Consider the following 8,953-nt stretch of genomic DNA (forward strand, 5'->3'; position numbering starts at 1 on the left):
CCATCGCTCCATCGCGATGGAATCACAAACCCAGCCTTACAGCCAGAGGTATTTCAGGGTGTCCGATCGCCACGACGACCGGCAGATCGATAGCCATTGCGACGATGGATGCGGGCTATGCCTACGCCAAGGTGTTCCGGGCGCTGGAGAATCGGAAGATCGAAGGCATCGTTCCCGCCAAGGCCGAACCGCCGCCAGGCAAGGTCATCCCGACACGACGATTCAAGTTCGATGCCCAGCACAATATCGCGCGCTGCCCGCGAGGCAAAATCCTTCGCCCCAAGGGTAAGCTCCAGCGAGGCGCCTTTCAGCATTTCCACGCCAGCGCCAAGGATTGTCGCCGCTGCCCGGCACGATGGTATCGGCGGCGATGCCGCTGGTCACATGATGGCGGATGGTAGCACCGCCGCGATTGAACGAGGGATCGAGCGTCACGCGCGCATCGGCGGCCAGCTCGACGTCTCGCTTCCCGCCGTGCGGATCACCTCGGTCAGCGTCCGCGCTCCGATCGTGCCGAATGTCTCGCCCGGTGAAAGGATGAGCCGGGCCATCGGTCAGGCTTCCTCGGGCAGCACTTCCTGTACGGTTTCGAACAGTTCCAGGCGCGGATGGCCGATGTAGAGCGGCGTGTTGGCGCCCGCGCCGGCGTGCGCCTTGCGGAAGGCTTCGGACCGGGTCCAGCCCTCGAAAGCTTCGCGCGTTTCCCATACGGTGTGCGAGGCATAGAGCGTATGGTCTTCCGCGCCCGGGCCGCGCAGCAAGTGGAAGCCGACGAATCCGGGCACTTCGCGCAAGTGCGTATCGCGGTTTTTCCAGACCGCTTCGAACGCTTCTTCCTCGCCCGGCTTCACCATGAAGCGGTTCATTGCGATGAACATGTCTGGGCTCCCACGCATTCGGTTTGGTTCGCCGGCACTGGTAACACTGCCTTGGCCCGGGCGCGAGCGCGAAGCGCGGACATTTAGTGCCAAGCGCTTGCTACATTTCGCGTGACTTTTGCGCCCGCGCGGTGGAATCATGCTAGCCGAAAGACGTGATGGCGCGGATCACTGGCGCGCGGTTCATGCGGATGGAACGTGGGGAGAAGGCCGGAAATGAGCGGGACGGGCGTTTTCGCGGGCGTGCGCGTGATCGAGCTGGCGCAATATGTCTATGTGCCGGGCGCGGGCGTGATGCTGGCGGACCAGGGCGCCGAAGTGATCAAGATCGAGGCGATCGGGGGCGATCCCTATCGCACGTTGCGCGTCGGCACCGATCGCAACCTGGGCGATATCAACATCGCCATGGAGCAGAACAACCGCAACAAGAAGAGCATCGCGCTCGATCTCAAGGCCGGGGAAGGCCGCGAGGCGCTGCTCCGGCTGGTCGAGACCGCCGATGTCTTCCTCACCAGCCTGCGGCCCAGGGCGATCGCGGCGCTGGGGCTCGATGTCGATGCCTTGCGCGCGCGCAACCCGAAGATCATCTACGCGCGCGGCAACGGCGTGGGCTTTCGCGGCGCGGAGGCGAACCGGCCGGGTTTCGATGCTTCCGCGTTCTGGGCACGGGGCGGCGCCTGCCATGCCTTTACGCGGCCCGGCCAGCAGCCAACCAGCCCGCGCCCGGCCTATGGCGATCACACCGGATCGCTCGCGATCGCCTATGGCATTGCGGGCGCCTTGTTCCGCCGGGCGATGACGGGCGAACCCTCGGTAGTGGAGAACTCGCTGCTGGCCACCGCCTGCTGGGTGCTTTCCGCCGACCTGACGATGACGCAGCTTCCCCATTACGAAACCCATCCGGCCCACCCGATCCGCCGCCCGCTCACTTACGCTTACGCGACGCGCGACGGGAAGCTGGTGCAACTGATGATCCTCAATCCCGCGCCGCGCTGGGCGGCGCTGTGCGGGGTGCTGGGGCTGGAGCACATCGTCGATGATCCGCGTTTTGCCGACGAGGCGGCGCGCAATGCCGATCCCGATCCGTTGATCGCCCTGATCGCGCAGGCCTTCGCGCGGCGCGATTTCGCCGAATGGCGGCCCCTGCTCGAAGCGATCGACATTCCCTGGGAACTGATCAGCTCGATCGAGGACGTGGCGAACGATCCGCAAGTCGCCGCCAATGCGATGATGCAGGACATGGCCGTGGGGGATAGCGCGATCCGCATCGTCGCGGGCCCCACCGCTTTCGACGGCGCGCCGATTCACGGCAGGCCCCGGCCCTCGCCCGCGCTGGGGGCGCATACCGCCGAACTGCTGGGCGAACTGGGGTATGACGCGGCCGTGCTGGCCGATCTGCGCGCGCGCGGCGTGGCGGGCTGATGGCCCGCCGGCACCGGCCCGCTTTCCTTGACTTTCCGGGCATCGCGCTCTATCTGGCAGGTTTCCCGAACACGTTATTTTATCGGAGTGCCCATGGCGCGCGTTACCGTCGAAGATTGCGTCGACAAGATTCCCAACCGTTTCGATCTTGTCCTGCTGGCCGCGCAGCGCGCGCGCGAGATCTCCGGCGGTGCCGAGCTGACCGTCGATCGCGATCGCGACAAGAACCCCGTGGTCGCGCTGCGCGAGATCGCGGAGCAGACCGTGCGCCCGCACGAGCTGAAGGAAACGCTGGTCACTTCGCTGCAGCGCGTGCTGCCCGAGGATGATGACGAGATGGACGAGATCGGCTCGCTCAGCCAGTCGGCCGAAGCGTTGCGCATCACCGCTTCGGCGCCGACGCGCAACAGCTCGATCGGTTCCGATTACGACGGGTGATCCGTCGGCTCGGATGATTTGACCAGGCGGCCGCCAGCGCTTCCCCGGATCGCCGGGCAGGCACGGGATATCCATCCCGTGGCCGCCGTCGCGCAAAGCGCGACGATCGCGGTCTACAGCGTCAAGGGCGGAGTGGGAAAGACCACGATCGCTGCCAATCTCGCCTGGTGCTCGGCCGAGCTGTCCGGCCACCCCACCTTGCTGTGGGATCTTGACGCGGCCGGCGGATCGGGTTTCCTCTATGGGCTGGAGCCACACAAGGGGCGACAGGCGGGCGAGATCTTCTCGCAGGACCGCTCGCCCGAAAAGCTGATCCGCAAGACCGCTTGGGACACGCTCGACGTGCTGCCCGCCGATGAGAGCATCCGCGCGCTTGATGCGCAGCTTACCGCGATCGGCAAGCGCCGGCGGCTGGCCAAGCTGATCGAAAGCCTCGCCACGTGGTACGAACGCGTGATCCTCGATTGCCCGCCGGTGATGAACGAGTTGAGCGCGCAAGTGATTCGCGCGGCCGACCTGATCATCGTGCCGCTGCCGCCATCGCCGCTTTCGGCCCGCGCGTTCGAACTGGTGGTGCGCGAAGTGACCGACAACGCCAAGCGCCATCCGCCGATCCTGCCCGTGCTCTCGATGCTGGACATGCGCCGCACGCTCCACCGCCAGGCGCGCGAGGAAAACCCGGCATGGCCGGTGATCCCCTATGCCAGCGCGGTCGAGCAATGCGCGGTGCAGCAGCGCCCGGTCGGCGCGATCGCACCGCAAAGCCTGGCGGCGCAGCGCTTCATCATGCTGTGGCGCGCGATCGAGCACAAGCTGGCGCAGCGCGGCTGAGCGGTCCCAAGAGGGCTGATTTATGCCGCCAGGGCTTCCTCCGGGCGTTTCGACAGCAACGCCAGCAATGAGATGCGATTGAAGAACCACATCCGGTCAAGGTGCAGGCCGCTGTATTTGCGGATGGTGTTGGCGAAAGTGTAGGGCGTGTACCAGACGTTGTGATCGGGGTGCACCGCTTCCAGGAACGTGCCGTCCTCGGCGATATAGTCGAAATGGCGCTGGCGGCACTGGAAGGCGTCGGGCACCGAGATCAGGTAGCATGAGGCGTCCACCGCCTCGAGCTGGGCGAGGAAGCCTTCCACGTCGGGCACATGTTCCAGCACTTCGGGCACCAGCACCACGTCATAGGGATCGGTCACCTCGTCGAACGAGGTGAACAGGCTGCCCTTCACGTGCGGCGCAAGCTGTTCCAGCGCTTCCGCGTGGATGTCGAGCCCGTCGAGCCGGGCGCAATGCGCGTCGAGCCTGACATGCAGCGAGGTGCGGGGATCGGTGATCGGCCAGTCGGCGCAGCCCACATGCAGCACGCGCTTGCCGGCGCAGAGCCCGGCCAGCACGTCGAGCCGGCCGAGGTGGGCGATTTCCGAGCCGACTTCCAGCTTTTGCAGGAAATAGGGCGCGTGCACTTTTTCGAGCGGCGATCGCGTTGCGGGAGCCGCGCTGGCGGGCGCGACTTCGGGCACGGCTTCCGGCGCGGGTTGGGCAGCGGGCCCGGCCGCTGTCTCGCCGCCGACCGCGATCTTGTGGATCGCGTCATAGGCCTTGCGGGTGCTGCCCCAAAGCTGTTCGGCATAGACCGGGTCGCTGCCTTCATAAGTCATGCCGCTGAAGTGGCGCGGGATGAAATAGTGGCTGGGATAGATCCGCAGCGGCGAATACCGCGCCTGGCGATAACTTTCGGTCAGCCGCAGCGGGCCCACCGTCTTCCACGCCAGTTCGTCCACCACCGAGGGACGCGCGGCGATATCCTCGATGATCCGCGCAACGAAGGGATTGCCCGCCTCGCAGCCGAAATAGCCCGCCGCCAGCAGGCCGGGCCGGACGATCTCGTTCTCCCAGCAGGTGAAGGCCGCGCAATCGAGCAGATGATCGTCAAGCGGGCGCAGGCAGATCGAATCGGCATCGAACACCACGCCGCCCAGCGCGTGCAGGATTTCCCAGCGCATCATGTCGGCCACGCCGTTCCATTCGCGCTGGCGCATCTCGGCGATGTGGCGCGCGTTGTGCCATTCGACGCCATCGAGTTCCTCGTTGCCCCAAAGGCGGATTTCCCAGTCCGGGTGCGCGTCGATCCAGGTCTTGATGCAGTTGTCCGGCCGGCGGCTTTCGTCGCCCACCCAGATGAAATGGAAGGTCTTGGGGATCATGGTCAGGCAGCCTCGCTGGCGGGAAGAGGGGTGCGGGGGGGTGGCGAAAGCGTGATGTCATCGGGCGCCAGCCCGGCGCGGCGGCGGCGATCGGCTTCGCGCAGGCCGGCCTCGAAGGCATGGGCATAGCCGGCGCTGTCATAAAGCGGCGCGGTGTGGCGGTTTTCGGCAAGCTTGCGGCGCAAGGCGGCGAGCGCGCCGGCATCGTGCGCCAGATCGCGCGCCATGGCGAAATAGGCGCTTTCGTCGGCGGCGATGAGTTCGGGCAGGCCGATCGCGCGCAGCAGGCTCGCCCCCACGCGCGCGACGAACGAACGCCCCGGCAACGTCAGCAGCGGCAGCCCCGTCCAGAGCGCGTCGCTGGCGGTGGTATGCGCGTTGACCGCGAAGGTATCGAGGAACAGGTCGGCCAGCGCCATGCGGCCCAGATGCTCGGCCTGCGGCAGCTTGGGGGCAAAGACGATGCGCGCGGGATCGACGCCGCGCGCGGCGGCTTCGCGCCGCAGGTTGGCTTCGGCCGCCGCGTGCGAGCGCAGCAGCCAGAGCACGCTACCCTCGCATTCGCGCAGCAGGCGCATCCAGATCTCCCACTCGCGCGGGCCGATCTTGTAGGTGTGGTTGAAGCAGCAGAACACGAAGGCTTGCCCCGGCAGCCCGTGCGCCGCGCGGCCGGCGGGACACGGGGCGATCGCGCGCCGGTCATCGTTCGGCTGATAGCTGGCCGGCAGCCGGATCAGCTTCTCGTCATAAAAGCGCGCCATATCCTCGGGCACGACGACAGGGTCGGCCACCAGATAATCGAACGCCGGATGGCCCATGGTGCCCGGATAGCCGAGGTAGGCGATCTGCACCGGCGCCAGCCCCAGCGCGAACAGGCCCGCGCGCGAGCCGCGCGTGTGGCCTTTCAAGTCCACGGCGATATCGAGCGCGTCGGCCCGGATCAGCGCCGCCGCCTCGGCATCGCCCATGGCGGCCAGATCGGTGAAGGCATCGAGATGGCCCAGCGCCTCGCGGCGCAGCGCGCTGTCCCGATCGGGGCCGTAGCTGTAGACGCGGATCTCGAACGCGGCGCGGTCATGCTCGCGCAGCAGGCCGGCCATCAGCCGCAAGGTCGCGTGGTCGTGGAAATCGGCGGTGACATAGCCCACCCGGATGCGCCCGCCCTCGTCCCGCGCGCGAGGCACGGGGCGAGGGACGGGCGCCGGGTACGTCGCCGAAGCATAAGCGCGCGCGGCGCGAAGCTGGCGGGCAGGATCATCGAGAAAGGCAAGCGCGGCAAAGGGCGAGGCGATCGTCGCGACATTCGCGCCGAAGCCGCCGCAAGCCGCTTCAAGCGGGAGTTCGGCAAACTCTTCGTATGCGGTGAAATCGCAGATCTGCGCCTGCTGGTGCAGCTTGTGCAGCCGCGTGCCGGCATCGAAGGGATCGCGCGCCAGCGCCTCGCCGAACGCGGCAATCGCTTCGGGCAGGGCATCGGCCAGGACCAGCGCCTTGGCCCAGTTGACCAGCGGCAGCACCTCACGCGGGTTGAGCCGGGCGGCGGCTTCGAACGCGGTGATCGCCTCGGCCGCCTGGCCCAGCGTGAGCAGCGCCCCGCCGAGGTTGGTGAAGGCCTCGCCATGGCCGGGCTGCAGCCGCGTGACCGCCGCGAAACACTGGCGCGCCGCCTCGTGGCGGTTGGCCCGCGTGTGCAGCGTGCCCAGGTTGAACAGCCCGTCGATCGCATCGGGCCTGATCCGCAAGGCTTCCTGGTACAGCGCGGCGGATTCGTCGTCGCGGCCCTGCTGCTGCAGCAGGCTGGCGCAATTGAGCCGCGCGTCGGCATGGCCGGGATCGCGCGCCATGCCCTCGCGAAACGCGCTTTCCGCCTCGGTCAGCCGCCCTTGCCGGCGCAGCGCGATGCCAAGGTTGCTGTGGCCGGCGGGATGTGCGTCATTATGGGCGATGGCGCGGCGAAAAGCCTGTTCGGCGGCGGGATGGTCGCCCAGTGCCAGCCAGGCCGCGCCGATGAGATTGGGTACGGTGTGCGATCGCGGCCAGCGCGCCGCCAGCACCTCGCCCGCGCGCACCGCGCCGGCATGGTCGCCGCCGCGATAGCTGGCGAGCAGGTCCGCCATGTCCGCCGGCCCCGGCTCGCGCGCCGCCGCCAGCGCCGCCAGCCCCTTGCGCGCGCGGGCATTGGCGGGAAAACGGGTGAGCACGTCCTGATAGATGCCGCGCGCCAGCTCGGCCTCGCTGCGCTTTTCCGCCGCACGGGCCTTTACGAACAGGATATCAAGCTGGCCCATCGCGCCCCTTCGTCCACCGGGCGAGGCACCGGGACAGGCCCGGCCGATCCGCGCCGTTTCAGCCGATTTAACCGGGCATTAAGTATGATTGATAAAGCGCCGCCTAGGTGTCGACCCTTAGGGCTGAATGTCGATAGGCGCCTAGGCGCTTGCCGCTGGCTCCGGCAGCAGGTCCGCATAATGGCCCGCCGGCCGGCGGCGCGCGAAGGCGGCCAGCGTGGCATCGATGCTGGCCAGGATGGCAGGCTTGGTGACGTCGCCAGGGTGCACCGCGATGCGCACGCAGGGCAAGGCGTGGAGCGTATGGCGCGCCAATGCCGCGAAGGCGAGCGAGGAGGCCGTCCTCGGCCCGCTGCGGCTGGCCCAGGTGATCACCGGGCCGCGCGCCAGCGGCCGGCCTTCCGCGCCCGGCCGCCAGACGCGGAAATGATCCTCGGCCAGCGCGAAGCCGCAGTCCGCCAGCGCCGCCATGGCGCCGGGGCCATAGAGCCAGGCGGGGGCGATGAAGCCCGCCGCCGGCCGGCCGGTCGCATCCTCGATCAGCGCCTTGCCCTCACGCATCCGCCGCCCCGCTTCCTCGCGCGAGAGGCCAAGGAATTCGCCTTCGCCGGCGGTCATGGCGCGGGCCTTCAGCCCGGCCGCGCCGGTATGGCTGCCCGTGTCGCGATGGTACCAGCCGTGGACGAACATCTCGATGCCCTGGTCCGCCCAGCCGCGCAGGCGCGCGCGAAAGGCCGGGGCCGCGGCGATCGGATGGCCGCCCCAGTGATCGGGCACCACCAGCATGGCAAAGCGCGGTCCGCCCAGGTGGCCGGCAAGCTGGTCGGCCAGCCGATCGACTTGCGCTTCGGTGCGCGGCGAAACGTCATGGATCGAGGCGAGCAGGCGGCGCATGGCGGGTGTCTGCCCGCCGCTGTCAGCGGAAGGTCTTGGACAGGACCACCAGTGTCGGGTCGCCATCGAAGGCTTCGGGAGTGAAACCCTTCTCCCGCTCCAGATCGATCGCGGCATGATTGTCGCGGCTTTCGATCGAGATGACGCGGCGCACGCCGCGCGCTTCGGCCTCACGGGCCAGCAGGTCCAGCAGCGCCCAGCCGATGCCCTTGCCGCGATGATTGCCGCAGACCGAAACCGCGATCTCGGCAGTGTCGAGCGGACCGTCGCAGGCGAGCAGCGCCGAGGCGACGATCTGGCCGCTGGCCTTGTTGAACGCCAGCCAGCTTTCGGAACGGAAATGATCGGCATGGACCAGCGGATCGAGTTGGTCATGCCCCACGTGCTCGGCCGCGACGAAGAAGCGGAAACGGCGATCCTGATCGGTCACGCGGTCAAAGAACGATGCCAGTTCGGCCTCGTCCGCCTCGGTCGTGCGGCGCACTTCGATATCGATGCCGGAACGCGTCGCAAGCGGCATGGGATCGCGGGCGGTCATGGGAATCTCCGTTGCGAGAAGGCGCGTCTGCACCTCGCATGCAAGGATATGGCGCGCCTTGATCGAGCGCAAGCAAGGGATCGGTCCGTCACGGATCGTCGGTATTTTCGCGTAGGGCGGGTTTGCCCCATCCGCCCTCCTCATGCATTTCGCGACGAATTTTTCGCACGCCGCAAGGCAAATTCGCCTCTAGCGCAAGCTGCGGATTCTCCCGATATCAGAAGGCAAAAGGAGAGCCGCGATGGCAGAAGCCGTATATCCCGTACCGTTGGAATGGTCGCGCGATGCGCTGAT

8 protein-coding genes and 1 pseudogene are annotated in these 8,953 nt (G+C 67.7%); 4 read left to right on the forward strand and 5 right to left on the reverse strand.

The window, feature by feature from the left end; all coding sequences use genetic code 11:
- Nucleotides 1-401, forward strand: a pseudogene (locus PYV00_RS24455) (hypothetical protein); the annotation flags it as partial.
- A gap of 153 nt (nucleotides 402-554) precedes the next feature.
- Here the strand turns inward: PYV00_RS24455 and PYV00_RS23165 are convergent.
- Nucleotides 555-878, reverse strand: a complete 324-nt coding sequence (locus PYV00_RS23165; RefSeq protein WP_275230708.1) for an antibiotic biosynthesis monooxygenase family protein — start codon at nucleotides 876-878, stop codon at nucleotides 555-557.
- Nucleotides 879-1,094: 216 nt separating this feature from the next.
- Between PYV00_RS23165 and PYV00_RS23170 the strand changes: the two genes are divergently transcribed.
- From PYV00_RS23170 to PYV00_RS23180, 3 genes are all read left to right on the forward strand, one after another.
- Nucleotides 1,095-2,300: a CaiB/BaiF CoA transferase family protein gene (locus PYV00_RS23170; RefSeq protein ID WP_275230709.1), complete on the forward strand. Its 1,206-nt coding sequence runs from the start codon at nucleotides 1,095-1,097 to the stop codon at nucleotides 2,298-2,300.
- 93 nt (nucleotides 2,301-2,393) lie between these two features.
- On the forward strand, nucleotides 2,394-2,738 hold the full coding sequence (gene rpoZ, locus PYV00_RS23175; RefSeq protein ID WP_275230710.1) for a DNA-directed RNA polymerase subunit omega: 345 nt from the start codon (nucleotides 2,394-2,396) through the stop codon (nucleotides 2,736-2,738).
- Between the two features lie 78 nt (nucleotides 2,739-2,816).
- Nucleotides 2,817-3,569: a ParA family protein gene (locus tag PYV00_RS23180; protein WP_275230715.1), complete on the forward strand. Its 753-nt coding sequence runs from the start codon at nucleotides 2,817-2,819 to the stop codon at nucleotides 3,567-3,569.
- A 20-nt stretch (nucleotides 3,570-3,589) separates the two neighbouring features.
- Here the strand turns inward: PYV00_RS23180 and PYV00_RS23185 are convergent, their stop codons facing one another.
- The 4 genes from PYV00_RS23185 to PYV00_RS23200 all read right to left on the reverse strand — a co-directional run bounded on the left by PYV00_RS23185 (nucleotide 3,590) and on the right by PYV00_RS23200 (nucleotide 8,659).
- On the reverse strand, nucleotides 3,590-4,939 hold the full coding sequence (locus PYV00_RS23185) for a glycosyltransferase (protein WP_275230711.1): 1,350 nt from the start codon (nucleotides 4,937-4,939) through the stop codon (nucleotides 3,590-3,592).
- 2 nt (nucleotides 4,940-4,941) lie between these two features.
- Nucleotides 4,942-7,227, reverse strand: a complete 2,286-nt coding sequence (locus PYV00_RS23190; protein WP_275230712.1) for a tetratricopeptide repeat protein — start codon at nucleotides 7,225-7,227, stop codon at nucleotides 4,942-4,944.
- A gap of 141 nt (nucleotides 7,228-7,368) precedes the next feature.
- Nucleotides 7,369-8,121, reverse strand: coding sequence for a polysaccharide deacetylase family protein (locus tag PYV00_RS23195; RefSeq protein WP_275230713.1), 753 nt, complete (start codon nucleotides 8,119-8,121; stop codon nucleotides 7,369-7,371).
- A 22-nt stretch (nucleotides 8,122-8,143) separates the two neighbouring features.
- Nucleotides 8,144-8,659 (reverse strand): GNAT family N-acetyltransferase, encoded by a 516-nt coding sequence (locus PYV00_RS23200; RefSeq protein ID WP_275230714.1) that lies wholly within the window; start codon nucleotides 8,657-8,659, stop codon nucleotides 8,144-8,146.
- Nucleotides 8,660-8,953 lie beyond the last annotated feature (294 nt).

The sequence above is a fragment of the Novosphingobium album (ex Liu et al. 2023) genome (assembly GCF_029076845.1).
Taxonomy (GTDB): domain Bacteria; phylum Pseudomonadota; class Alphaproteobacteria; order Sphingomonadales; family Sphingomonadaceae; genus Novosphingobium.